The following is a 24138-nucleotide window of genomic DNA, read 5'->3' on the forward strand; positions in this document are numbered from 1 at the left end:
TTATGGAAATAGAAATCGGAAAAACCACCAAATATCTTCGGGACAAGCAAGGTGTTCCCGATAGTGCAAAAGAAAAACTCAAAGAGTTCAATCAGATCAAAAAGGCCATCGTTGAAGCACTTAAAGAGCATGAAATGACAATTCCGCAATTGGCCGAAAAACTGCAAATGTCCAAACCCGACGTTGCGTATCATCTACTCACGTTGGTGAAATATGGTGTGGTAGCCATTGGCGAAATCGACGATATGGATGAATATTTTTCGTATAAACTGGTAAAATAATGGCAACAAAAATCAATCCCGGGTTTTCGAAAGAACTAAAAAAATACGGTGCCGTAAATATGAACGCGTGCTACAATTGCGGAACTTGTACCGCGGTATGTTCGCTTTCCACCACCGACGATTCTTTCCCTCGCGAAATGGTTCGGTACAGTGCACTGGGGCTCGAAGAAGACATCAAATCGTCACTCAAACCATGGGAATGCTATTATTGTGGTGAATGCACCGCTAATTGTCCACAAACAGCCAATCCGGGAGAACTGATGATGTCGCTCCGCCGATGGCTTACCGCGCAATACGATTGGACGGGGTTGTCAGGACTGCTCTATCGTTCGCTCTCCTCCACCATTGCTGCATTATTGCTGGTGTTAGCCGGCGTTCTGTTATTTGCCAATTCTGTAGATTTCAATGCCGAACGCATGCTCCACATCGGGCACTATTTCGAAATGACTGCTATCGGGGCAGTACTTCTGGTGATTTTTCTACCTAACTTGTTGCGAATGTGGTACTTCACCATCGTCAAGCCAAAGGTGAAAGCTCCTTTCAAAAATTATGTAACAGCACTGAGCGATCTGCTGGTTCACATGTTCACTCAAAAACGATACAAAGAATGCGACGGCGACGTCCATTTCCGATGGCTCGAGCATTTTGTTCTCGTGATTGCCTACCTGTCGCTGCTTTTCACAACGGTTTTCCTCAACTGGTTCGGCTCTCAAAGCATTTTTGTGATCGTGCTGGGTTACGTCGAAAGTTTTCTGATATTTGTGGTAACAATCGATTTCGTGGGGAGTCGCATCAAGAAAAACAAATCGCTCAACCAGTTTTCGCAACCATCTGACTGGTTGTTCGTGATATGGCTTTTGTTGATGGGGGTTACCGCTTTTTTGGTCAGATTATTCATCGATTTGGGACTGATCGAAACCCAACAGTGGATGTACATCATTCACCTGACGGTATTGGCACAATGGGCGCTCATTATCGTGCCTTTCGGCAAATGGACGCATTTTCTCTATCGCTCATTTGCCATGTATTTTTTGAAAATCAAAAGCATGCAATAAAAATCATTGCAACTCTTAATTCCGCAACGAAATATTAATTCAAAGAAGCAAAGCATTGATAAAAAAATTTGAGTGAAATCATGAAAATAGCAATTTAATTTGTGTACTGAAATATTCGTCCTTTTTAGAAATAATTGACTTGAAAATCATGGGATACCCAAAAAATAGCCTTAAAACATTTGCAACAAAGAATAAAAGCATAGCTATAACTTATAACCTTACGTTATTTATCATGGAAACCGTTAAAAAAATCATGGAAAACACGTTTTTTATTTCAATCAATTTATGGGAGTAAGGTAACATTGGGGAAGGTTGTATTTTTAAAAAAATAACTACTTGAATATTAAGCAGTTATTTATATAAATTGTGGTCCCACTTGGACTTGAACCAAGGACTCCCTGATTATGAGTCAGGTGCTCTAACCGACTGAGCTATGGGACCCTGCTTTGAAATTTTCTCCAAAAGCGGATGCAATATTACAACTTTTTTCGAAAATAACCAAAAAATAGTGCCAATTCACCCCATTTTTCGAGTACCGGATTTCTCTCTCGTACCTTTCGTTCTCAGGCATTGGGGTATTGGCTCATCAACGTTTTTGTTCGATTTACCAGCTAAGACAACATGCAGAGAAAAATACCCCGCATTCGGGTTAACGAATTTTTAGGTCGATAGATGGGTTTTACCCGTCATTTGTCACTTCTTCTTCGCTCCTCCTTCGCTCTTCCTTCGCTTCAAAGCAGGGACGAGAACACGGGATTTGGTAAAACCGGTGTAAGACAAACCTACTTCTTTGCCGCATGTAGAGCGGGATACAGAGGAGTGGACAGAGCGAACTTTATGCAAAGATGATGCGAGGCCGATGCAAGCATGGAGCGAGGAAGGTGCAGCCTTGGTACGGACTTGGTGCGGAGATGGTGCAGTGATGAATGTGTCTTGTCCTGAAATAAGTTTACAATAAATGTAAACAAAAATCAGGACGATACACTTTGTTTTTCGTCCGGTTCCACCCAATCGCCGCTTTCTTTAATAAGCCGAATTAATCGGTCAACGGCCTGATCGGCCGGAATATTCTTTTCTACGAGTTGCTGCTTTTTGTAAAGTGATATTTTCCCGCGCTCTGCACCAACATAACCATAATCGGCATCAGCCATCTCTCCGGGACCGTTGACAATGCAACCCATTATGGCTATTTTTAAATTTTTCAGGTGTGACAACGCATTCTTTACCAACGTCACCGTTTCCTGCAAATCGAACAAGGTGCGTCCACATCCGGGACATGAAATAAATTCCGCTTTGCTCATCCTCAAACGCGCCGCCTGCAAAATGCCAAAAGCATAAGCGTCAACATCTCTTGTATCAATTTTCCCGGTATTGCTCAGCATGATTCCATCGCCAAAGCCATCCAGCAGCAGTGTGCCCAAATCTGCACCGGCCTTTACCTGAAGATCTTCCGAATCATCTTCGGTATATTCTCGATGGATAATCACCGGATTCTTGCAATCTTCGCGCAAGAATTGATGAAAAAATGCCCGCTGCTCTCCCACTCCATTCACGTGTGAAGTTTCAAGCACAATCACAATATCTCTTGCGCTTTTAAGCAACCTGAGCGTTTCTTGCGTCAGCTCGGGATACGAAAGTTTCAAAAACTTTACAGATGCCTCACACCTTTCCATTTCAAGTATGTTTTCATGCGTGAACAAGGGGAACTGCCCATCCTTGTTTTCCCACCCCTCACGATAATCGATAATGGCTTTCATCCCTGTCGGAAAACTGAGAGGAAGCCGTTCGCCTACATACACATAATCGGGAACAAATTGTGGATGAAGGCGCATGTCTCCGGTTTTGCTGCGATCGGAAATAACCGGAGACACAAAATCGGCACCGATTTTTCCCACGGCATTACTCCTTCTGCGTTCGGGTGAAAATGGCGAAAAGCCCTTATACGGTTCGGCATCGATAGCTTTGTGCCCGGCTCGTTGCGCAATGTAATCGACCAACTTACGGGCTACCGGTATTTCATATTCGGGATCTTCACTCAACGAAACGCGAACCGTATCCCCTATCCCGTCAGACAACAAGGCACCAATGCCTACTGCCGATTTTATGCGTCCGTCTTCTCCGTTACCCGCTTCAGTTACTCCCAAATGCAAAGGGAAATGCATATCTTCTTTGTCCATCCTGTCTACCAGCAACCGCACAGCCTTTGTCATCAATAACGTATTGGATGCTTTGAGTGAAATCACAACGTCGGAAAATCCTTCCTCCACAGCAATGCGAAGGTACTCCATGCAAGATTCCACCATACCCTCGGGTGTATCGCCGTAGCGGCTCATGATGCGGTCGGACAGCGAACCGTGGTTTACACCGATTCGGATAGCTGTCCCGTATTCCTTACAAATATTTAGAAAAGAGATAAATTTAGAACGAATATGCGCTATTCCTTGGGCATACTCTTCGTCTGTGTATTCCTTTTGTGAAAAAGTTTTTTGTCTGTCGGCAAAATTACCTGGATTAATGCGCACTTTTTCTACAATTTTTGCTGCTGTTTCCGCCGCTTTCGGGTTAAAATGAATATCGGCCGAAAGAGGGATAGTGTATCCTTTTCTGCGTAATTCGCCTTTTATATTCCGAAGATTCTCGGCTTCGCGTACGCCCTGTGCTGTCAAACGGATTAAATCGGCACCTGACGCAATGATACGTTGGCACTGGGCTACACATGCTTCCGTATCCAGCGTATTGGTATTGGTCATTGTTTGAATGGCGATGCGATGATTTGCTCCAAGGGTGAGATTGCCGATATGTACATCGACGGTAGGGCGACGATGATAGTTGAAATAATCCATTGAAATTAATTTTACTGCAAATTTAGTACAAATCCGGGTCAATAGAGTCGAAACGATTGTCCGGGATGAGTTATTGCCAAATAGGTACATCCGTGTTTTGAGGCATATTTCTCAAAAGCATTCGCTTTATCGTAACATTCGCCAAAATGCATCGGCAAAAAATAATCGGTTCGGATGCGTTCGACAAACTGCTCGGCACCTCGCATATAGTTACGCCCCAATCGGGGATCGATAGGAAACATCGCCACATGGATATGATCGGTTCGTTCGGCAAGAAGTTCCAGCTCACAAAGAAAATTGTTTTCATAGGTTAAGGCTTCTTTTTTCGAAACCTCTTCATTCCAATGCCAATTGTTGAGATCGCCGGCATGAAAAAACCATAGATCATTGTGCTTAAACAGGAACGAATTTCCCACATCAGTCGACCCGAAAGCTTCAATTCGGATATGCTCATCCTCATAAACATCCTCTTTATCCAAATAATACGCATCTTTGAGTGATGTTTTTTGGCTAAGCAACAATTCTTTCGAAAAAATATAATGAATGTTTGGTTTTTGCTCTTTCCATAACAGTATCTCAGGATTAAAATGATCGGAGTGGGAGTGGGTGCATACGACGTAAAGGTCTTCTTTTTTATTCAGCAAATAATCTTTTACGCAATAATCGCCATATTCCGGATCGATAACATCGCTGTGATAATCGATAATCACAGAAAAATCGTCGAAAGTTACGGCATACCCACTATGAAAAATATACGTTACAATCATATTCCGATGCATGGATAAAAACACAATCCCTTATTTATAATAACAATTTTTGGCCGAAATGTTCATCCCGGTTTCTATAAAATTTGGTAAAACAAATCTAACCTGCGTTAGGTGAAATTTGCGCCACCCGGAGCAAAACAATCCCTCATACAACATATTTTGACTTCAAATGTTTATCGAATGCACATTTTTTGTACTTTTGTGCAGTTTATATTCAATCAACTCCTTTTTTAACCATAAGGAGCTTAGCGAAAATAATAATAAAAAGAATGAGTCACAATTTATTAAAAGGTAAACGCGGCATCATTTTCGGCGCACTAAACGAAATGTCCATCGCATGGAAAGTTGCCGAAAGAGCTGTTGAAGAAGGCGCTGTCATCACGCTGTCGAACACGCCTGTTGCCGTACGTATGGGCGATACCCTTAAGTTGGGGGAAAAATTAAACGCTGAAATTCTGCCTGCCGACGCTACCAATGTTGAAGACCTGGAAATGGTATTTTCAAAATCGATGGAAATACTGGGCGGGAAAATCGATTTTTTGTTGCACTCCATCGGTATGTCGCCAAATGTGCGCAAAAAACGTCCGTATGACGATCTCGATTACGATCTGATGATGAAAACGCTCGATATTTCAGCTATTTCGTTTCACAAGATGCTGCAAGTAGCCAAAAAAATGGATGCTATTGCAGAAGGAGGATCAATCCTTACACTTTCTTACATTGCAGCGCATCGCACGTTTTTCGGCTACAACGATATGGCTGATGCCAAAGCACTGCTCGAATCCATAACACGCAGTTTCGGGTATATATACGGACGAGAAAAAGGGGTACGAATCAATGCTATTTCCCAATCTCCTACGTTGACAACTGCAGGTAGCGGAATTAAAGGGATGGAAGATTTGATGGATTTTTCGGAAAGAATGTCACCACTCGGCAATGCCAATGCCGACGATTGCGCCGATTATTGCATCGTGATGTTTTCCGACTTAACCCGAAAAGTGACCATGCAGACGCTTTACAACGATGGTGGATTCTCCAGCATGGGAATGAGCCTCAGAGCAATGAAACGATACAGTAATAACGAAATCGAAGAATTTAAAAACGAAAAAGGAGAAATTTCATATGGATAATCGGCATATTTTTTTACTTTTGTAGCTGTTATGCTGATAAAAATTTATCCCGATAATCCCAACCCTCGTGAAATAGAGAGAGTTGTTTCTGTTTTACGCGACGGTGGAATAGTCATTTATCCCACCGATACTCTTTATGCAATCGGCTGTGATGCTTTAAATGTGCGTGCAGTAGAGAAAATTTGTGATTTAAAGGGAATCAATCCTCAAAAACACAATTTGTCCATTATCTGCAACGATTTGAGTAATATCAGCGAATATGCCAAAGTAAGTACTCCTGTTTTTAAACTCATGAAAAAAAACCTGCCCGGACCCTTTACTTTTATTCTTCCGACAACTTCATCTCTGCCCAAAATATATAAAAGTAAAAAAACGGTGGGTATCCGTGTTCCCGACAACAACATTATTCGTGAAATTGTAAAACAGTTGGGGAATCCGGTTTTAAGTACATCGGTTAAAGACAAAAACGATGAAGTTGAATATACTACCGATCCCGAACTTATCCACGAAAAATGGGAAAATTTTGCCGACATTGTCATCGATGGAGGTTATGGGGGAATCGAGCCTTCAACGGTAGTCGATTGCACAACGGATGAACCTCAAATTATTCGTGAAGGAAAAGGTATTTTAATCTTATAATATTATTTCAAAATCAGAATGAAAAAGCATTTCATACCGTTCTTTGTGGTGATGGGTTTGGCATTATCCTTCTCCGGCTGCTCAAAAGACGAACCTTCAACGGTGAAGGAAAATCTCAACATCGTTAGGCAGTTTGTGTATGACGGTATGTCTTTATATTATTTGTGGGCTCCCTCTATGCTCGATAAAATACCTCCCCGACTAAATATTGATCCCGTTGACTATTTTGAAAGCCTGCTTTACCCGATAGATCGCGAACGCGGCTGGTCGTGGATCACGGATGACGTTGAAGAATTGCTGGCCGATTTTGAAGGCGAATCAAATAATGCTTTTGGTTTTTCGCCTACACTTTTATGGACTGATGAAACAAAGACAAACCTCATTGCCGTAATAAAATATGTCTATCCCGATACACCTGCATATGAAGCAGGATTGAAAAGAGGGGATATTATTATACATATCAACGGCGAGCCAATCACTTCATCCAATTATTTGACTCTTTTTGGGTCCAACGCACCGGTTACTTTTAAGGTTTTCGATCAATTTTATAAAAACCCTCATGATATATCCATTACTCCTCGAAAAATTAATACCGATCCTGTGCTTTATACACACGTTTACCACTATCCCGAACAAGGCAAAAAAATTGCCTACTTGTTTTATGCCGAATTCATAAGCAATTACAATAAAAGCCTATTCAATGCCTTTTCTAAATTTAATCGGGAAGGGGTTACCGATTTGATTGTTGATCTGAGGTATAACCCCGGAGGCGATATCTCTGCAGCTACTTATCTGGGTTCACTTATTGCTCCTCGAACCGAAGTTGAAAACAAATCGGTATTTACCATATTGTCGTATAATCCTTGGATAAATGCTTTTTTTGATGAAGAAGGGATCAGTAGAAGCGATAGTTTGGGCGTTTACAGAGAAGAAGTTGAATCTAATCCGTTGGATGCTAATCTTAATTTAAACAACGTGTATATTCTGGCCACCAACTTCACCTATTCAGCATCGGAACTTACTACATTTTGTTTAAACCTTATATGAAGGTAGTTCACGTGGGAGACAGTACGGGAGGAAAATACACCGCCTCATGGACCATTCATGCGTATAATACTTTTCCTGATAAAAACGGTTACAACAGAACGATGCCGGTCTATGATGAAAGCGATTTATCTGAAGAAGAAAAATTTTCGCTGAAGAATTGGGCTATGCAACCCATTGTTGCCAAATATACAGATAAGAATGGTACTGATTTTGTCGATCAAGGATGCTTGATTCCGGATTATCCGGTTGCTTCTCAAGAAAACAACCCATCAGCATGGGTAGCTATAGGCGATTCAACCGATTATTTGCTCTCTAAGGCAATTTCGTTGATTACCGGTCAACCCACGCAATCCGTGCCTTTATCGACAAGAAGTATCCCTGAAATAAAAATGAAGCCCTCGGGACTTTCTTCTCCAAAAGAAGAAAGGATCCGGCAGTCGGTAAACCTGGACCATATCCCGTTTACACCTGCCGATCTCAGAAAATTACGTGAATCAAAAAAATAATCCATTGCTTTATTTTTCTACCCTCACCGGGATTTTTTTTATTCTTCCACCCAAAATAGCATCGTATCGTATATATTGATCACGAGAAAGAATTTTTTGTAAGTCGGCTTTTCGATTTTCTTTCAACTTTTTTATTCGTTTTCCCGAATGACAAAAACAACAGTTTTCGGCTCTCTGAACATCGAGCAAAAATTTCAGTTCAATCTCTTTTAATTGCGACGCCTGACTATCGGTAAAACCAATAATCTGTTGCATTTCGTCAACCATATTTTCTACATATTCCGAAAAAACCTGCTGCGTAATGGTTGGTTTCTGTGCCGACACAGAACCAAATACAAAAATCATCAAAATAAATAATAAAGACTTCTTCATCATGCCATTTTATTGTAAGACGATTATCATTCTCAATTTGTTTAATCGAGATGAAACTTTTCGGGTATTTCATCCAATAGGGTAAAAAGTTCTTCAAGCGTATTTGCCCGAAGCATGGCAATACGTGTCTGCCTAAAATCCGGAATCCCTTTAAATAGGGGAGTAGCAGCCAAATGACGGCGACTATGTAAAATGCCACGACGCTCATCTAATCGCTGTACACTTTGCAATATCTGCTGCTTAAGTACATCTAAATACCAACGGAAAGTTTCGGGCGGTAATTTTTCTCCTGTTTTTAAATAATGTTTTACCTCACGAAATATCCATGGACGACCAAAAGTTGCACGCCCAATCATAACGGCATCTACTCCTGTTTCTTCAAAACGTCGTTTACATACTTCGGGTGAATCGATATCTCCATTACCAATAATTGGTATTAGCATACGCGGATTGGATTTTACTTCCTTTATCAACGCCCAGTCCGCTTCTCCGTTATACATTTGCGAGCGTGTACGACCATGGATAGTTAATGCAGCTATGCCGCAATCCTGTAACTGTTCAGCCAATGTTACAATGATTTTGGAATCTTCATCCCATCCCAAACGGGTTTTCACGGTTACCGGCTTTTTCACGGCATTCACTACTTTTTGGGTGATTTCCAACATTAACTCGGGCGTTCGGAGCATGCCTGCTCCTGCGCCTTTACCGGCCACTTTTTTTACAGGACATCCAAAATTAATATCGATAATATCAGGATCGGCTTCTTCGCATATTTTGGCAGCTTCAGCCATTGCATCGGGATCGCGACCGTAAATCTGAATAGCCAACGGCCGCTCTTCTTCACAAATGCTTATTTTTTGAAGCGTTCGTTCCACATTACGCACCAAAGCGTCGCTCGAGACAAATTCGGTATAAACCATATCTGCTCCAAATTTTTTACATAACAGCCTGAAACCAATATCGGTTACATCTTCCATTGGTGCGAGAAACACTGCATAGTCCTCAAATTCTATATTCCCAATTTTCATTATTTATTTCAACCAAAATCTTCATACAAATGTACCACAGGTTTTCAAAGGTGCAAAAAAAATACATGTTGATAATTTGTTGATGAATCGTCGATAATTATTCGAAAACTTCTTTTTGAAAATCGATAACAAATATGATTATAAAAAATACGCAATTTGAAGGTAATAATTATCCATTTTCTTAAACATCCTATACAGAGGTTTTCAACCGATAAAATCAATAAAAAGAGAATAAATTATTAACTTTGCATATTATCAACCGTTTTTGATAACGTTTATAATTTAAAGATTTTCAAAGCAAATACTTCCGAAATTTTGTTCATAATTAGAGATAAGTCGTTATGAATTGTTGATATATTTTTTACTGATAAAAAGAAGAAAAGTAATCAACATTATCAACAACCATTCATCATTATCTTTATTATCTGTTTTGAAAAAGTTATAATATAATAATAACGCAAATAAGAATATGGAAAAAGGAAAAATTATTGAAAATATAAATAGGCTCAGGAAAGAAAAAAATGCCGTTATTTTGTCGCATTTTTACCAAACTTCCGATATTCAGGATATTGCTGATTTTGTGGGCGACAGCCTCGCTTTAGCACAATGGGCAGCTAAAACTACTGCAGATGTTATTGTTTTATGTGGCGTTTATTTTATGGGTGAAACGGCAAAGATTCTTTGTCCGGATAAACGTGTTTTCATTCCGGATGGAGAAGCCGGATGTTCGTTGGCCGATAGCTGTCCTGCAGAAGAATTTCAACAATTTATAAATAAATACCCCGATCATACGGTTATTTCATATGTAAATACCTCAGCAGCTGTAAAAGCTTTGACCGATATTGTGGTTACTTCTTCGAATGCTGTACAAATCGTTCAATCGTTACCTCTAAACGAAAAAATTATTTTTGCTCCGGATCGCAATTTGGGTGATTATATCAATAAATTAACCGGTAGGAAAATGGTGTTGTGGGATGGAGCTTGTCATGTTCACCAGCAATTTTCGATCGAACGGATTATCGAATTGAAAAAACAATATCCCGATGCTTTATTGCTTGCTCATCCTGAATGTCCGGCTTATATAAGACAAATAGCCGATCATATTGGTTCTACATCCTCTATGTTGAAATTTGCGAAAACTTCGGATAGAAAATGCTTTATAGTGGCAACAGAATGGGGTATTTTGCATCAGATGAAGAAAGAGAATCCTGAAAAGGTTTTTATTCCTGCTCCTCCCGAAGACGTTACATGTGCTTGTAATACGTGTTTTTACATGAAAAAAAATACGCTTGAAAAAATCTATTCATGCCTGGAAAGCGAAACACCGGAAATTTTCATAGATGAGGGGATTAGGGTAAGAGCTGTGAAACCCATTAAGAGAATGCTTGAAATTTCGGCAAAATACGGACTCTAGGTTTATTCATTCTCAAGGTATAATCTTTTTGAACACATATTTTTGTTATCTTTACAGTTTAAAATAAAACAAAGTAACATATGTCACTTCAATGTGGAATTATAGGTCTTCCTAATGTAGGAAAATCTACACTTTTCAATTGTTTGTCGAATGCCAAAGCTCAGGCAGCCAATTTTCCATTTTGTACTATCGAACCCAATATCGGAGTTATCACTGTTCCTGATGAGCGATTAAATAAGTTGGCTGAACTTGTTCATCCGCAAAAAATCGTTCCGACAACTATTGAGATTGTCGATATTGCCGGATTAGTAAAAGGTGCGAGCAAAGGTGAAGGTCTCGGAAATAAATTTCTTTCCCATATTCGTGAAACGGATGCTATTATTCATGTATTGCGTTGTTTTGATGATGAAAATGTCAGCCATATGGATGGAGTGGTGGATCCTGTTCGTGATAAAGAAATCGTTGATACGGAATTGCTATTGAAAGACCTCGAAACGATTGAATCGAGAATAAATAAAGTTGAAAAACAAGCTAAAACAGGAGGGGAAAAAGATGCTAAAGTTGCTTTTGAGGTTTATCGTAAAATTAAAGAGTCATTATTACGCGGTGAACCGGCTCGTACCGTAAATTTCGAAACGAAAGACGAAGAAAAGATTGCACACGATTTATTTTTACTTACGGCAAAGCCGGTGCTTTATGTGTGTAATGTGGATGAGTCTGCAGCAATTACGGGAAATGCGTATGTAGATACTTTTAAGAAAGCCGTGGAGAATGAAAATGCTGAGGTTTTGGTAGTAGCTGCCAAGATAGAGTCGGAGATAGCCGAATTGGATACATATGAAGACAGACAGCTTTTTTTATCGGAATTAGGATTGGAAGAATCCGGTGTAAATCGTTTGATTAAAGCGGCTTATAGACTTTTAAATTTACAAACTTTTTTTACCGCCGGCCCTCAGGAAGTTCGTGCATGGACATTTCATAAAGGATGGAAGGCACCGCAGTGTGCCGGTGTAATCCATTCCGATTTCGAAAAAGGTTTTATACGAGCTGAGGTAATAAAATATGACGACTATATTGCTTATAAATCAGAGACTGCTGTGAAAGAAGCAGGAAAAATGTATATAGAGGGAAAGGATTATATAGTTGAAGATGGTGATGTTATGCATTTTCGGTTTAATGTATAATCATTATCCTGCAACATTTGTTTTTATTCCCAGTTGTTTTACTCTTTCTGCGATTTTCTTTAGATCTTCAAGAGGGACTTTTTTAAGCTGTTTCGTCGGTGTTTGCCGATCAATGGTATAAATCATTACCTCGCGTGGGTTCATCTCTCTAACGAGCTCTAACCATGCCGAAACTTCTTTTTCTGTTGTATTATCAATCTTGTTGCCCTCAAATTCACCTCGAAGAAACATGGTTTGGAGAATAAAGTTTCCATTAAACTTTTTATATAATTCTACTTGCTTTGATACACTATATTGAGGTGAATTTGGTCTATCGATAATTCTGACGGTTGCATCAAAGGCTGAGTCGAGTTTCAGAATGGGTTCATCAACTTTTTTTAGTGCATCAAATACCTTTGTTTTAGTGAGATGCATACCATTTGATAAAACACTGATTTTTACGGTAGGGTAGTAAAGGTTGCGCAAAAACAGGGTATCTTCTATTATTTCGGCGAATTTCGGATGCAAGGTGGGTTCCCCATTTCCCGCAAAAGTAATAACGTCGAGTTTTGCGTTTTCTTTACGTAATGATTGCAATTTATCTTCCAGCGCTGCTTTTATATTTTCTCTTTCAGGTAAATGTGTATTGGTGCGGAAATCTTTATTGAATCCGCATTCACAATAAATACAATCGAATGAGCATAATTTACCGTCATACGGCAAAAGGTTTATTCCTAACGAAATTCCCAATCTTCTGCTGTGAACGGGACCATATACAATTTCATGAAATAAAATCGTTGACATATACATTTTTTTTAAAACCACGAAAAAAGTTGTTCTGTTCCGAATCCGACTACGATATATCGTAAAAATTTACCCATCGTCATCGAAATAGCTACTTTCCATAAATTAGCCCTCATGAAGCCTAATGCAACAATTATGGCATCTCCTACGGCAGGAACAAAAGCAAAAAACCCCATTATGGATCCCTTACCTTGAAGCCATTGTTGCGTTTTGTCGATTTTTTCTTTTTTTATACCGAAATATTTTTCGATCCATTCCGTTTTTCCCAGTGATCCTACCCAATAAGCTGTCAATCCTCCAAGCGTATTGCCCAAGGTTGCTATGAAAATGCATGTCCATATATCCAATCCTGCTGCAATCAATCCTGCGAATACGACTTCAGAACTGAATGGCAATACTGTGGCTGCCAAAAAAGAAGCGATAAACAATCCGATATATCCCCAATTTAATAAGAATTCGATCATAGATGATTTTGTCTATTTTCGTGAATACACTTTTTTGCTTATGGACATTTTTTTATTTTCACTGGTAGTATCAGTGAGCTTCCAGCCAATTTGCACCGTTGTTACAATCGGTTTTAAGAGGAACGATGAGGGGATAGGCGTTTTCCATTTCATAAACGACTATTTTTTTTACTTCTTCCAATTCGTTCATCGGGACATTGAAATCCAGCTCATCATGAACCTGCAGAATCATTTTAGACTGATAGCCTCCATCAGTAAGACATTTATGAATTCTGTTCATGGCTACTTTGATAATATCGGCTGCACTTCCTTGTATGGGAGCATTTATTGCATTTCGTTCGGCATATCCGCGCACTACGGCATTCTGAGAATTGATATCCGGCAAAAAGCGTTTTCGTCCGAAAATAGTTTCAACATAACCTTGTTCTCTTGCTCTGGCAATACTTTCGTCAATGTAGCGTTTAACGTCAGGAAATGTCTCAAAGTATTCGTCTATTAATTTTTTTGCTTCATTTCGAGGGATTCCCAATCGTTCGGATAAGCCGAATGGGGTGATACCGTAAATTATTCCGAAATTGGCTGTTTTTGCTTTTCGTCGCATATCGGGGGTAACACTTTCAATAGGAATTTTGAATATTTTTGATGCTGTTGCCGCATGAATGTCTTGTCCTTTATTGAATGCTTCCACCATATTTTTGTCTTTACTCAGATGGGCCATAATGCGTAGTTCGATTTGCGAATAATCAGCCGAAAGAAACGTACATCCTTCATCCGGAATAAATACTTTGCGAATTTCTTTTCCTCGCTCGTCGCGGATTGGAATATTTTGGAGATTGGGATTACTGGAACTTAATCGGCCGGTCGAAGTTATGGTTTGATTAAACGAAGTATGAATTTTTCCCGTTTTAGGATTGATGAGCTGGGGAAAGGTTTCGATATATGTACTGAGAAGTTTTTTAAGACTACGTTGTTCCAAGATTTTTTCGATAATGGGGTGTTTGGATCGAAGTTTTTCTAGTTCTTCTTCACTTGTGCTGTACTGTCCTGTTCTTGTTTTTTTTGGGTTATCGATAATTTTCAATCGATCAAAAAGTACTTCTCCTATTTGTTTTGGTGAATTAACGTTGAACTCAATACCGGCCATTTCTATGATTTCTTTTTCGATTTGCTTCATTTCTTTTCTGAATTCTTCGGCTAATTGTTCCAATGCATTTAGATCTAGTCTGACCCCGGTCCACTCCATGTCTGCCAGCACATAAATAAGCGGGGATTCAATTTCATTAAAAAGTTTTTCAAGGTTGTTCTCACGGAGTTCTTTTTCGAGAATATTTTTCAGCTTCAGCGTAATATCGGCATCTTCTGCTGAGTATTCACAGACGATTTCGTGATCGATATTCCGCATATTTTTTTGATTTTTTCCTTTTGGCCCAATTAGTTCATCAATATGGATGGTTTTATAATTCATATAAATTTTAGCCATATAATCCATACCATGTGGTATTTCGGGATTAATAAGGTAATGGGCAATCATTGTATCAAATAGTGGTCCTTTTACCCGGATATCGTAATTACGCAATTCCAGAATATCGTATTTTATATTTTGTCCAATTTTTTCAATTTTCTCATTTTCAAAAAATGGTCTGAAAATATCTACTTGCTGTTGTGCTTTTTTCTGATCGGCATCGATGGGTACGTAGAATGCTTCACCTTCTTTATATGCAAATGATATCCCAACCAGTTCGCTTATGAGTGGGTCCATACCTGTTGTTTCAGTATCGAAGCATACCGATTTTTGAGCACAAATTTTATTGCAAAGTTCTGTTAGTTCTTTTTCGTTCTTTACTATTCGGTAAGTATGCTGTGTTGTACGAATATCGGAAACATTATTTGAAGGGGTGAGTGCTTCCGTTATATGATTTTCGCTTTTTGTCGCTCCTTCTTCGAAAAGTACGCCTTGAACGGGTTTTTTCGTTTCATTTTGTGAAGTTTCGTTTTTAATTACTCGTGTTAACAATGTTCTGAATTCTAATTCTTCAAAAATTTTTTTCAGTGCATTTTCATCGATTTCTTTTCGTTCGAAATCTTCGATTTTTACTTCAACAGGTACATCGGTTTTAATGGTAGCAAGAAATTTTGAGAAAAGAATCTGATCCTTGTATTCTTCAATTTTATTTTTTATAGATCCTTTCAGTTTATCGGTGTTTTCAAGGAGATTTTCTACTGAACCAAATTCTTTGAGCAGTTTTTCTGCTGTTTTGGGACCTATTCCCGGACATCCGGGGATATTATCGGAAGCATCTCCCATTAATGCTAATAGATCGGTCATTTGCATAGGGTGGGAGAGCGAATATTTTTCCATTACTTTTTTCTTGTCAAGAATATCGAAATCGTTGCTCCCATATCTGGGTTTGTATATAAATATTCCGTCATCGACAATTTGTGCATAATCTTTATCGGGAGTCATCATATATACTTCTATTCCTTGTGCTGCCATTTTTTTCGCAATGGTTGCGATTACATCGTCTGCCTCATATCCGGGGATTTCCAATATAGGGATATTGTAGGCTTTTAGAATTTCTTTAATTATAGGAATTGATGCTTTTATATCTTCAGGAGTCGCTTCGCGTTGTGCTTTATATTCTTCGTATTCTGTATGTCGGAAACTCGGTGTGGGTGAATCAAATACAACCGCAATGTGTGTAGGATTTTCTTTTCTCAATATTTCTTCCAGTGTATTAACAAAACCGAATATAGCCGAAGTATTTTGTCCTTTGGAGTTTATTCGCGGATTTTTGATGAATGCATAGTATGCCCTGTATATAAGCGCATATGCATCGAGGAGAAATAACTTGTTATTATTCATATTAAAAATTCTTTTCAAGAGACTGTAAAGTTACAAATAAATGTTGCTCCAAAGGGAATAATTTCTAATTTTGTATTGTAAGATGGAAGGTATGAATCAAAATCAAGTAGTCAACGATTTTCTACGAGAAGAATTATCTCAATTCAATATATATTTAAAACGTTCTATTCGGAATGACAATCCTCGTATATCGACAATCGTTGATTATATGTTCCGAACAGAGGGGAAGCATATTCGTCCTGTATTGGTTTTTCTTACTGCAAAGGCTTGCGGTAAGATTTCGGATGCGACATATCATGGGGCTGTCACGGTTGAATTGTTACATATGGCAACTTTAATTCATGATGATGTGGTCGACGAATCCAAAATTCGTCGTCGTCAGCCATCTGTGAATGCGGTTTTTGATAATAGACGTGCAGTGTTGGTAGGTGATTACTTTTTATCGTCTGCCTTACGTGAAAGCATAAAAACTCAACACCATGAAATTATTGAAATTATTGCAGAATTAGGTCTAAAACTGGCTGAAGGTGAGTTAAATCAATATGCTATGGCGAATGATTTTTTGATCGATGAATCCGAATATTTTCGCGTAATCAACAATAAAACAGCTTCTTTATTGGAAGCCTGTACCAAAATAGGAGCTATCACCGGCGGAGCTGATAGAATTACCATTGATATGTTTGCTCTTTTTGGCAAGTATTTGGGTATTTGTTTTCAGATTATGGACGATATTTTTGATTATTTCAATGCAGATATTGGTAAACCTACCGGCAATGATATTCGTGAAGGAAAGATCACTTTACCGTTGATTTATGCATTTCGACACGCTCCTGAAAATGTTTCACGTAATATGTTCGATATTGTTGTCAATCAAGATTATTCATTGCAAAATATCGATCAATTGATCGGGTTTGCTAAAGAGTACGGAGGTGTTGAATATGCCTATCAAAAAATCGACGAATATTTACTCAAAGCAAAAGAAACAATTGCGAATTTTTCATTCAACGATGAATCGAAATTGCTCATAAATCAATTGTTACTCTATTTAAGAGATAGGCATTACTAAATATATCTTATTGATTAATAAAAAAAGACATTCATCTGCAGATGAATGTCTTTTTTTTCAAGAAAAGCAATTATTTAATATCGATTACTTTTTCTTTCTTAGCTTCTTCCTTACTTTCTTTTGTTTTTGGTATAGTAATGTGTAAAACACCATTTTCAGTTTTAGCTGAAATTTTGTCTTTATCTACATTGTCGGGTAGCAACAATGTTCTCAAGAAGTTAGTGTAAGAAAATTCACGTCTTAAATAATTGCCTTTCTTGTCTTTTTCTTCGGTTTCTTCTTTCTTTTCAAACGAGATCTGGAGTTGATCATCGTCAACAATCTTGATTTTGAAATCATCTTTCGTTAATCCCGGTGCAGCAACTTCTACCAAAAATTCATTATCGTTTTCGATAATGTTAATTGCCGGAACTCTTGCGTTTACCGATTCTAACCATTCATTCCCGAAAAAGTCGTTGAAAATACTCGGGATGCTTGGTAACCAATTTTCAATTCTTCTGGTAGGTAACATAGCTTTTTTCTCCTTTCTTTTCATGTTTATTATTTTATTTTATTTGCGATGTGTATTAATCGCTTCGCATTATGTATAACAAAATATATGCCAATTTGTTTTTGTCGATTTTGCGTATTGTTGAATTTTCCGGTTTGCTGTGTTACTTTAACTGGGAATGCGATAAATTTATTTATTGATTTTATCTACTAATATATCCGCCAATTTGCTTGTGCCAATTCTGAATAATTCTTTGTTGCACCATTCATTGCCCAATATGGTTTTTACAATTGTGTAATATTTTACGGAATCTTCTATGGTGGATATTCCTCCTGAAGCTTTGAATCCAACTCTCTCTTTTGTTTTGTCATAATATGACTTTATGGCAGTACATATGAGATATGCCGCTTCAGGAGTAGCTCCTTTATATCCTTTTCCCGTTGATGTTTTTATGAAATCTGCTCCTGAATATAGGGCAAGAATCGATGCTTTATAGATATTCTTTGCCGACTCTAAAGCACCTGTTTCAAGAATAGTTTTCATACGTGCTTCATGACAGGCGAATTTGATTTCGGTTAATTCATCGCACATTTCTTCGTATTCTTCGTTTAAAAATAGCCCTACATTGATGGGTATGTCAATTTCGTCTGCTCCTTGAGCTACTGCGAGAGCTGCTTCGGCAATTTTTACTTCCGTAAATGTTTGTCCGGAAGGAAATCCACCTGATACACATGCTATATTCACATTTGCAGTAAGAGCCTCTTTCACTGTTTCTACAAAATTTGGATATACACATATCGATGCAACATTATCGATTTCCGGATTCGAGCCTTCAAAATCATTCACCTTTTGTGTCAATTTCCATATATGTTCCTTTGTATCCGTTGTATTTAGTGAAGTCAGATCAAGGCATGAGTAAAGGAGTTTGTAGGTATTCAGGTTGTCATTTTCTGCAAAATTTTCCGAAATAAGTTGGTTGACTTTTTCAGTTACCTGTTTGTCTGTCAAATCGAACGGATGATTTTGCAATGCTGTTTGATATTTACTTGGTATATGCATGAAAACTGATTTTATATATTATTAATATTGTTATGTTTTGTATTTAATTTCTTATTTTCTTTGTGTCTTTTGGCATCTCTTTTTGTTTTTTTATCGATATTTTTTTGAAACGCCTCTTCTAAGTTAATACCTGTTTGGTTTGCCAGGCAGATCAGCACCCATAAAACATCTGCCATTTCATCTGCCAAATTATTTTCGAGATCCGTTTTTTTAAACGATTGTTCACCATATGTTCTGGCAATTATGCGAGCAACCTCACCAACTTCTTCAGTCAATATAGCCATGTTGGTTAGTTCGCTAAAATAGCGTACTCCATATGTTTTAATCCATTTGTCAACTTCTAGTTGTGCTTCTTTTATTGTCATTTCATTCTCGGTTTTTAGAATCGATCCATATGGTAACCGGTCCATCGTTAACTAGCGATACTGTCATATTTGCCCCAAATATCCCTGTTTTTATTTCCTTATTCATCAATTGAGAAAGTTTTTCACAAAATTCTTCATAGATGGGTATCGAATGATTGGGTTTTGCTGCACGAATATAGGAAGGTCGATTCCCCTTTTTTGTACTTGCATGCAAGGTAAATTGCGAAACGACGAGAATTTCACCATCAATATCGATTACCGATTTGTTCATGATCCCCTTTTCATCATCAAATATACGCAGATTAACCGTTTTTTTGCATAAATAGTCTATATCTTTTTCGCTATCCGTATCTTCAATTCCTACAAATACTAATAATCCTTTTTCTATTCTGCTTTTTTCCTTTTGATCAACAGTCACGGATGCTTCCGTTACTCGCTGGATTAAAATACGCATTTCATTTTTTATTTTTAAAGTGATTGATAATAATTTTCCCTTTAGCTAATCCTATCTGACTGATGATTTCCTCATCTGATGCTTCTTCTATTCGTTTTGTACTTTTGAAGTGAGCGAGGAGCTTCTTTTTTGTTTGAGGTCCTATTCCTTTTATAGTGTCAAGTTCGGATGCAATTTGCGTTTTACTTCTTTTGTCTCGATGAAATGTGATTCCGAAGCGGTGTGCTTCGTCTCGTAATTGTTGGATGAGTTTCAATGTTTCTGAATTTTTATCCAAATACAATGGAACCGGATCATCAGGGAAATAAATTTCTTCCAATCGCTTTGCAATGCCTATTATGGCAATTTTTCCGTACAAACCAATTTTTTGAAGCGATTCTACGGCAGCATTTAATTGCCCTTTACCACCATCTATTACAATGAGTTGGGGTAGGGGAGCGCCCTCGTTAAGCAGCCGAGAATAGCGTCTATGAATTATCTCTCGCATTGATGCATAATCATCGGGACCTGTAACGGTTTTAATGACAAAATGCCGGTAGTCTTTTTTGGATGGCTTTGCTTTTTTAAACACCACACATGCTGCTACTGCATTTGTACCTTGTATGTTTGAGTTGTCAAAGCATTCAATATACCATGGAATTTCTTTTAATTGTAGATCTTTTTGTATAGTTTTCAAAATTCGTGTTGCTCGCTGGTCGGGATTTAGCATTTCTGTTTTTTTCAGTTTGTCTATTTTGTATTGCTTGACATTTTTTTGAGATAATTCAAGCAATTTTTTTTTGTCACCTCGTTGTGGTATCGTGAACTCGACATTATGTAACGCAATATCCGGTATAAAGGGTACAATTATTTCTTTTGATTCACTGCCGAAGCGTTGTCGCATCTCAATGATACCCATACCCAGAAGCTCTTCGCTGCTTTCTTCGAGTTTTTTTTTGTATTCAAATGTATATGCTTGATTAACAGACCCGTTTACAATATGTAGATAATTGATATAGGCTGAGTTTTCATCGTCTTCATACCCAAATACATCGATATTATAGTTGATATTGCTCACAATCAATGATTTTTCCCTGAAATTTCGTATGTGTACATATTTTTCTTTCAGTTGTTGTGCTTCTTCAAATCTCAGTTCTTCTGCATATTGTTGCATTTCTTCTTCTATTTTTTTTTCTATTGTAGATACGTTACCTTTTAGGATTTCTGTTATTTCTGCAATATTTTTATTGTACTCTTCTATGGATTGTAACCCTTCACATGGTCCATTGCATCGCTTGATATGATATTCAAGGCATACGTTGAATTTTCCCGAAGCAATGTTTTCGGGAGTAAGATTTAATCTGCATGTGCGTATTTTGTACACTTTCCTGAATATATCCAATAACGAATTAACGGATAAAACAGATGAATAGGGGCCAAAGTATCGAGAACCATCTTTAACTATTTTTCTTGTTTTATATACTCGAGGGAAGTCTTCGTTTTTAATAACAATGTAAGGATATGTTTTGTCATCCTTTAGCATTACATTGTAGCGAGGTTTTAATTCTTTTATCAGATTATTTTCCAAAAGGAAGGTATCTTCTTCTGAATCTACGACAATATATCTAATTTGATGAATATTTTTTACAAGAATTCTTGTTTTAGGATTTTCATGATATTTATTGAAATAGGATGACACGCGTTTTTTTAAATCTTTGGCTTTACCCACATAGATTACTTTCCCTTTTTCATCTATAAATTGGTAACATCCCGGACTGTGAGGTATAACTTTTAATGTATTTTGTATTTCTTGTGTCATGGAGTAGTATATGTTCTCTCTTTACTATTTACTATAATGAATAGTTTAATTAGATTTCAAATTTTAGAATTGAATCAATCTCAACATCATCATTAAATAGTGCCCTCCCATTTAATTTTTCGAGTTCAATCAAAAAGTTAATATAGATTTTTTTTACCCCCAATTTTTTTACTAATCGATATGCTGCAGCCATTGTTCCTCCTGTTGCAAGAAGATCGTCGTGGAGCAACACGATATCGTTTTCGTTTAATGCGTCTTTATGTATTTGAATAATGTCTTCTCCGTATTCCTTGCTATATTTTTCTTCGATTGTTTTATACGGTAGCTTTCCAAATTTTCGTATTGGGACAAAACCCGCATATAGTCGGATAGCTGTAGCAGGACCCATAAAAAATCCTCTTGATTCTATTCCTGCTACTTTTGTAATCCCTTTATCTTTGTATCGGTCATACAATATATCGGATAATCCCCTTAAATATTCGGCTGATTGAAATAATGTAGTAATGTCTTTAAATTGTATTCCTTTTATGGGAAAATCGGGAATATTGCGTACAGCTGCCGTTAATGTTTGAATATCCATTCGTGTAAATTATTATTGTGATTGTATTAAATGTTTCACGTGGAACATTTTAAATCATCGTCCCATCAATACAAGCAGAATTGAAATATCATTAGGCGAAACTCCCGGAATTCGACTGGCTTGAGCTATGGTTTCAGGGTTGATTCGTGTTAGCTTTTGTCTTGCTTCAGTTGATAGTGATTGAATTTCGTTATAGTTGAATTTATCTTTTATTCGAATATCTTCCAATCGTTTTATTTTATCGGCCATGATACGTTCTCGTTCGATGTATCCTCCATATTTTATGGTAATGTTGGCTGCTTCTATAATTTCCTCTTTTCGGTCTTTTATTGAGTCTAAAACCTCTCTGAGTGGTGCTATCTCATTAGCAAGGGTTTCAATTTTTATATGCGGGCGTAAAAGCAAATCGATGAGCTTAGTTCCTCTTTTGAGCGGTGTTGTCCCTAAGGATTCCAAAAAAGGATTGATTCGATCGGCTTTGATAGAAAAATGAGATACAAAATCAACCAGTTTTTCTATTTCTGATTTTTTCTTTGTAAAGAGTTGCATTCTTTCCGTTGTTGCTAATCCTACGTCAAATCCCTTTTGAGTGAGTCTTTCGTCCGCATTATCTTGGCGTAGTAGAATGCGATATTCCGCACGGGAAGTGAACATACGGTAAGGCTCATCTACTCCTTTTGTAATCAGATCATCGATAAGAACGCCAATATATGATTCATCTCTGTGCAAGACAAAAGGATTGCCTCCATGACAGTTTATATGGGCATTGATTCCCGCAATTAATCCTTGTCCTGCAGCTTCTTCATATCCTGTGGTTCCATTGATTTGGCCTGCAAAAAATAAATTTTTTATCAGCTTAGTTTCCAACGTCGGATAAAGTTGTGTCGGATCAAAGAAATCGTATTCGATAGCATATCCCGGCCGAAAAATGTGTACATTTTTAAATGCCGGTATACGCTGCAATGCCTTCAATTGAATTTGCAAGGGTAGGGATGAAGAGAATCCATTTAAATAGTACTCGTTTGTGGTTTCCCCTTCCGGCTCAAGGAATAACTGATGACTTGTTTTTTGTGCGAATGTTACAATCTTTGTTTCAATGCTGGGACAATAGCGGGGGCCAATGCTTTTTATTTGTCCATTATATAATGGAGAATCTTTCAATCCTTCGCGCAATGCTTCATGAACAGATTCAGAAGTGTACGTAATCCAGCAGCTTCGTTGTTTCAGTCGACGTTCAACAGAGGGCAAGTAAGAAAATTTGTGAAAATCGTTCTCGCTTTTCTGTTCTTCCAAAAGAGAAAAATCAACACTTCTTCCATCTATTCTTACCGGCGTTCCGGTTTTCATCCTATCGGTTTTAAAACCGATCGATTGAAGTTGTTCCGTTATTCCGTAGGATGCAGGTTCCGATATTCTTCCTCCTCCGATTTGGACTTTACCGATATGAATCAATCCACTCAAAAAAGTTCCGCTGGTGAGTACAACAGATTTGGCAAAAAATTCTACTCCCATGCGAGTTTTGACACCTGCGACTGCTCCATTTCTGAATATGAATTCAATGACGGTATCTTGCCACATATAGAGATTGGGGGTGTTTTCGATAATTTCACGCCATGTACTGATGAATTTCATCCTGTCGCTTTGAACACGAGGACTCCACATGGCAGGTCCTTTTGAACGGTTCAACATGCGAAATTGTATAGCAGTTTGGTCGCTAACGATACCCATGTATCCCCCCAAGGCATCAATTTCGCGTACGATTTGTCCTTTAGCAATGCCTCCTACAGCAGGATTGCAGCTCATTTGTGCGATTTTGTTCATATCCATGGTGATGAGCAATGTTTTCGATCCTAAGTTTGCTGCGGCCGTAGCTGCTTCACATCCGGCATGTCCTGCTCCTACAACAATTATGTCGTAATTAATATCCATTTCGTATTTAAGAAATATGCA

23 protein-coding genes and 1 tRNA gene are annotated in these 24138 nt (G+C 38.0%); 9 read left to right on the forward strand and 15 right to left on the reverse strand.

Going from position 1 to position 24138, the window contains the following annotated elements:
- The first annotated feature begins 2 nt into the window (after nt 1-2).
- Nucleotides 3-281 carry a winged helix-turn-helix domain-containing protein gene (locus tag OLM34_RS04825; RefSeq protein WP_264405619.1) on the forward strand — a complete coding sequence of 93 codons (279 nt, stop codon included), beginning with the start codon at nt 3-5 and terminating at the stop codon, nt 279-281.
- A complete protein-coding gene (locus OLM34_RS04830; RefSeq protein ID WP_264405620.1) occupies nt 281-1336 on the forward strand; it encodes a 4Fe-4S dicluster domain-containing protein in 1056 nt (351 codons plus the stop codon). The genes OLM34_RS04825 and OLM34_RS04830 overlap by 1 nt, the downstream gene beginning before the upstream one ends.
- A gap of 367 nt (nt 1337-1703) precedes the next feature.
- Here OLM34_RS04830 and OLM34_RS04835 read toward each other — a convergent pair.
- The 3 genes from OLM34_RS04835 to OLM34_RS04845 all read right to left on the reverse strand — a co-directional run bounded on the left by OLM34_RS04835 (nt 1704) and on the right by OLM34_RS04845 (nt 4946).
- Nucleotides 1704-1777: transfer RNA gene (locus OLM34_RS04835), tRNA-Ile, on the reverse strand.
- 530 nt (nt 1778-2307) lie between these two features.
- A complete protein-coding gene (locus OLM34_RS04840; RefSeq protein ID WP_264405621.1) occupies nt 2308-4179 on the reverse strand; it encodes a 4-hydroxy-3-methylbut-2-en-1-yl diphosphate synthase in 1872 nt (623 codons plus the stop codon).
- A gap of 38 nt (nt 4180-4217) precedes the next feature.
- Nucleotides 4218-4946, reverse strand: coding sequence for an MBL fold metallo-hydrolase (locus tag OLM34_RS04845; RefSeq protein WP_264405623.1), 729 nt, complete (start codon nt 4944-4946; stop codon nt 4218-4220).
- Nucleotides 4947-5215: 269 nt separating this feature from the next.
- Here OLM34_RS04845 and OLM34_RS04850 point away from each other — a divergent pair, with 269 nt between their 5' ends.
- From OLM34_RS04850 to OLM34_RS04865, 4 genes are read left to right on the forward strand one after another with little or no spacing between them, the layout of a single operon-like run.
- Complete coding sequence (locus OLM34_RS04850; protein WP_264405624.1) at nt 5216-6076, forward strand: enoyl-ACP reductase FabI; 861 nt, start codon at nt 5216-5218, stop codon at nt 6074-6076.
- A 30-nt stretch (nt 6077-6106) separates the two neighbouring features.
- Nucleotides 6107-6715, forward strand: a complete 609-nt coding sequence (locus tag OLM34_RS04855; protein WP_264405625.1) for an L-threonylcarbamoyladenylate synthase — start codon at nt 6107-6109, stop codon at nt 6713-6715.
- An 18-nt stretch (nt 6716-6733) separates the two neighbouring features.
- Nucleotides 6734-7762, forward strand: a complete 1029-nt coding sequence (locus OLM34_RS04860; protein WP_264405626.1) for a S41 family peptidase — start codon at nt 6734-6736, stop codon at nt 7760-7762.
- A complete protein-coding gene (locus OLM34_RS04865; protein ID WP_264405627.1) occupies nt 7759-8268 on the forward strand; it encodes a S41 family peptidase in 510 nt (169 codons plus the stop codon). The genes OLM34_RS04860 and OLM34_RS04865 overlap by 4 nt, the downstream gene beginning before the upstream one ends.
- A 9-nt stretch (nt 8269-8277) precedes the next feature.
- Here OLM34_RS04865 and OLM34_RS04870 read toward each other — a convergent pair whose 3' ends face one another.
- Nucleotides 8278-8643, reverse strand: coding sequence for a hypothetical protein (locus tag OLM34_RS04870; RefSeq protein WP_264405628.1), 366 nt, complete (start codon nt 8641-8643; stop codon nt 8278-8280).
- A 38-nt stretch (nt 8644-8681) separates the two neighbouring features.
- A complete protein-coding gene (gene dusB, locus OLM34_RS04875; RefSeq protein ID WP_264405629.1) occupies nt 8682-9668 on the reverse strand; it encodes a tRNA dihydrouridine synthase DusB in 987 nt (328 codons plus the stop codon).
- Nucleotides 9669-10137: 469 nt separating this feature from the next.
- Between dusB and nadA the strand changes: the two genes are divergently transcribed.
- Nucleotides 10138-11082, forward strand: coding sequence for a quinolinate synthase NadA (gene nadA, locus OLM34_RS04880; RefSeq protein ID WP_264405630.1), 945 nt, complete (start codon nt 10138-10140; stop codon nt 11080-11082).
- Nucleotides 11083-11162: 80 nt separating this feature from the next.
- Nucleotides 11163-12266, forward strand: a complete 1104-nt coding sequence (gene ychF / locus OLM34_RS04885) for a redox-regulated ATPase YchF (RefSeq protein WP_264405631.1) — start codon at nt 11163-11165, stop codon at nt 12264-12266.
- A gap of 3 nt (nt 12267-12269) precedes the next feature.
- On the opposite strand, the gene OLM34_RS04890 is transcribed toward ychF, so the two are convergent.
- The 3 genes from OLM34_RS04890 to polA all read right to left on the reverse strand — a co-directional run bounded on the left by OLM34_RS04890 (nt 12270) and on the right by polA (nt 16376).
- Complete coding sequence (locus tag OLM34_RS04890) at nt 12270-13049, reverse strand: radical SAM protein (RefSeq protein ID WP_264405632.1); 780 nt, start codon at nt 13047-13049, stop codon at nt 12270-12272.
- Nucleotides 13050-13060: 11 nt separating this feature from the next.
- Nucleotides 13061-13510 carry a YqaA family protein gene (locus OLM34_RS04895; RefSeq protein WP_264405688.1) on the reverse strand — a complete coding sequence of 150 codons (450 nt, stop codon included), beginning with the start codon at nt 13508-13510 and terminating at the stop codon, nt 13061-13063.
- A 73-nt stretch (nt 13511-13583) separates the two neighbouring features.
- Nucleotides 13584-16376: a DNA polymerase I gene (gene polA / locus OLM34_RS04900; protein ID WP_264405633.1), complete on the reverse strand. Its 2793-nt coding sequence runs from the start codon at nt 16374-16376 to the stop codon at nt 13584-13586.
- A gap of 91 nt (nt 16377-16467) precedes the next feature.
- Between polA and OLM34_RS04905 the strand changes: the two genes are divergently transcribed.
- Nucleotides 16468-17442 carry a polyprenyl synthetase family protein gene (locus tag OLM34_RS04905; RefSeq protein ID WP_264405634.1) on the forward strand — a complete coding sequence of 325 codons (975 nt, stop codon included), beginning with the start codon at nt 16468-16470 and terminating at the stop codon, nt 17440-17442.
- A 70-nt stretch (nt 17443-17512) separates the two neighbouring features.
- Here OLM34_RS04905 and OLM34_RS04910 read toward each other — a convergent pair whose 3' ends face one another.
- From OLM34_RS04910 to mnmG, 7 genes are all read right to left on the reverse strand, one after another.
- Nucleotides 17513-17953 (reverse strand): Hsp20/alpha crystallin family protein, encoded by a 441-nt coding sequence (locus tag OLM34_RS04910; protein ID WP_264405689.1) that lies wholly within the window; start codon nt 17951-17953, stop codon nt 17513-17515.
- 168 nt (nt 17954-18121) lie between these two features.
- On the reverse strand, nt 18122-18991 hold the full coding sequence (gene deoC, locus OLM34_RS04915) for a deoxyribose-phosphate aldolase (protein WP_264405635.1): 870 nt from the start codon (nt 18989-18991) through the stop codon (nt 18122-18124).
- 11 nt (nt 18992-19002) lie between these two features.
- A complete protein-coding gene (locus OLM34_RS04920) occupies nt 19003-19356 on the reverse strand; it encodes a nucleotide pyrophosphohydrolase (RefSeq protein ID WP_264405636.1) in 354 nt (117 codons plus the stop codon).
- 1 nt (nt 19357) lies between these two features.
- Nucleotides 19358-19810 carry a D-aminoacyl-tRNA deacylase gene (gene dtd, locus OLM34_RS04925; RefSeq protein WP_264405637.1) on the reverse strand — a complete coding sequence of 151 codons (453 nt, stop codon included), beginning with the start codon at nt 19808-19810 and terminating at the stop codon, nt 19358-19360.
- 1 nt (nt 19811) lies between these two features.
- Nucleotides 19812-21608, reverse strand: a complete 1797-nt coding sequence (uvrC, locus tag OLM34_RS04930; RefSeq protein WP_264405638.1) for an excinuclease ABC subunit UvrC — start codon at nt 21606-21608, stop codon at nt 19812-19814.
- A gap of 49 nt (nt 21609-21657) precedes the next feature.
- A complete protein-coding gene (locus tag OLM34_RS04935; RefSeq protein WP_264405640.1) occupies nt 21658-22188 on the reverse strand; it encodes an adenine phosphoribosyltransferase in 531 nt (176 codons plus the stop codon).
- Between the two features lie 54 nt (nt 22189-22242).
- Nucleotides 22243-24117 (reverse strand): tRNA uridine-5-carboxymethylaminomethyl(34) synthesis enzyme MnmG, encoded by a 1875-nt coding sequence (mnmG, locus tag OLM34_RS04940; protein WP_264405641.1) that lies wholly within the window; start codon nt 24115-24117, stop codon nt 22243-22245.
- Between the last annotated feature and the right edge of the window lie 21 nt (nt 24118-24138).

The organism is Anaerorudis cellulosivorans, from assembly GCF_025943985.1.
GTDB classification, from domain to species: Bacteria; Bacteroidota; Bacteroidia; order Bacteroidales; family Dysgonomonadaceae; genus Anaerorudis; species Anaerorudis cellulosivorans.

Excerpts from the sequence above, each read along its gene's own strand:
- OLM34_RS04920 (WP_264405636.1), bottom strand. The coding sequence starts at position 19,356 with ATGACAATAAAAGAAGCACAACTAGAAGTTGACAAATGGATTAAAACA.
- dusB (WP_264405629.1), bottom strand. The coding sequence starts at position 9,668 with ATGAAAATTGGGAATATAGAATTTGAGGACTATGCAGTGTTTCTCGCA.
- nadA (WP_264405630.1), top strand. The coding sequence starts at position 10,138 with ATGGAAAAAGGAAAAATTATTGAAAATATAAATAGGCTCAGGAAAGAA.
- OLM34_RS04845 (WP_264405623.1), bottom strand. The coding sequence starts at position 4,946 with ATGATTGTAACGTATATTTTTCATAGTGGGTATGCCGTAACTTTCGAC.
- mnmG (WP_264405641.1), bottom strand. The coding sequence starts at position 24,117 with ATGGATATTAATTACGACATAATTGTTGTAGGAGCAGGACATGCCGGA.
- OLM34_RS04855 (WP_264405625.1), top strand. The coding sequence starts at position 6,107 with ATGCTGATAAAAATTTATCCCGATAATCCCAACCCTCGTGAAATAGAG.
- OLM34_RS04825 (WP_264405619.1), top strand. The coding sequence starts at position 3 with ATGGAAATAGAAATCGGAAAAACCACCAAATATCTTCGGGACAAGCAA.
- ychF (WP_264405631.1), top strand. The coding sequence starts at position 11,163 with ATGTCACTTCAATGTGGAATTATAGGTCTTCCTAATGTAGGAAAATCT.
- polA (WP_264405633.1), bottom strand. The coding sequence starts at position 16,376 with ATGAATAATAACAAGTTATTTCTCCTCGATGCATATGCGCTTATATAC.
- OLM34_RS04905 (WP_264405634.1), top strand. The coding sequence starts at position 16,468 with ATGAATCAAAATCAAGTAGTCAACGATTTTCTACGAGAAGAATTATCT.
- OLM34_RS04840 (WP_264405621.1), bottom strand. The coding sequence starts at position 4,179 with ATGGATTATTTCAACTATCATCGTCGCCCTACCGTCGATGTACATATC.
- deoC (WP_264405635.1), bottom strand. The coding sequence starts at position 18,991 with ATGCATATACCAAGTAAATATCAAACAGCATTGCAAAATCATCCGTTC.
- OLM34_RS04890 (WP_264405632.1), bottom strand. The coding sequence starts at position 13,049 with ATGTCAACGATTTTATTTCATGAAATTGTATATGGTCCCGTTCACAGC.
- uvrC (WP_264405638.1), bottom strand. The coding sequence starts at position 21,608 with ATGACACAAGAAATACAAAATACATTAAAAGTTATACCTCACAGTCCG.
- OLM34_RS04865 (WP_264405627.1), top strand. The coding sequence starts at position 7,759 with ATGAAGGTAGTTCACGTGGGAGACAGTACGGGAGGAAAATACACCGCC.
- OLM34_RS04830 (WP_264405620.1), top strand. The coding sequence starts at position 281 with ATGGCAACAAAAATCAATCCCGGGTTTTCGAAAGAACTAAAAAAATAC.
- OLM34_RS04860 (WP_264405626.1), top strand. The coding sequence starts at position 6,734 with ATGAAAAAGCATTTCATACCGTTCTTTGTGGTGATGGGTTTGGCATTA.
- OLM34_RS04850 (WP_264405624.1), top strand. The coding sequence starts at position 5,216 with ATGAGTCACAATTTATTAAAAGGTAAACGCGGCATCATTTTCGGCGCA.
- OLM34_RS04870 (WP_264405628.1), bottom strand. The coding sequence starts at position 8,643 with ATGATGAAGAAGTCTTTATTATTTATTTTGATGATTTTTGTATTTGGT.
- dtd (WP_264405637.1), bottom strand. The coding sequence starts at position 19,810 with ATGCGTATTTTAATCCAGCGAGTAACGGAAGCATCCGTGACTGTTGAT.
- OLM34_RS04935 (WP_264405640.1), bottom strand. The coding sequence starts at position 22,188 with ATGGATATTCAAACATTAACGGCAGCTGTACGCAATATTCCCGATTTT.
- OLM34_RS04910 (WP_264405689.1), bottom strand. The coding sequence starts at position 17,953 with ATGTTACCTACCAGAAGAATTGAAAATTGGTTACCAAGCATCCCGAGT.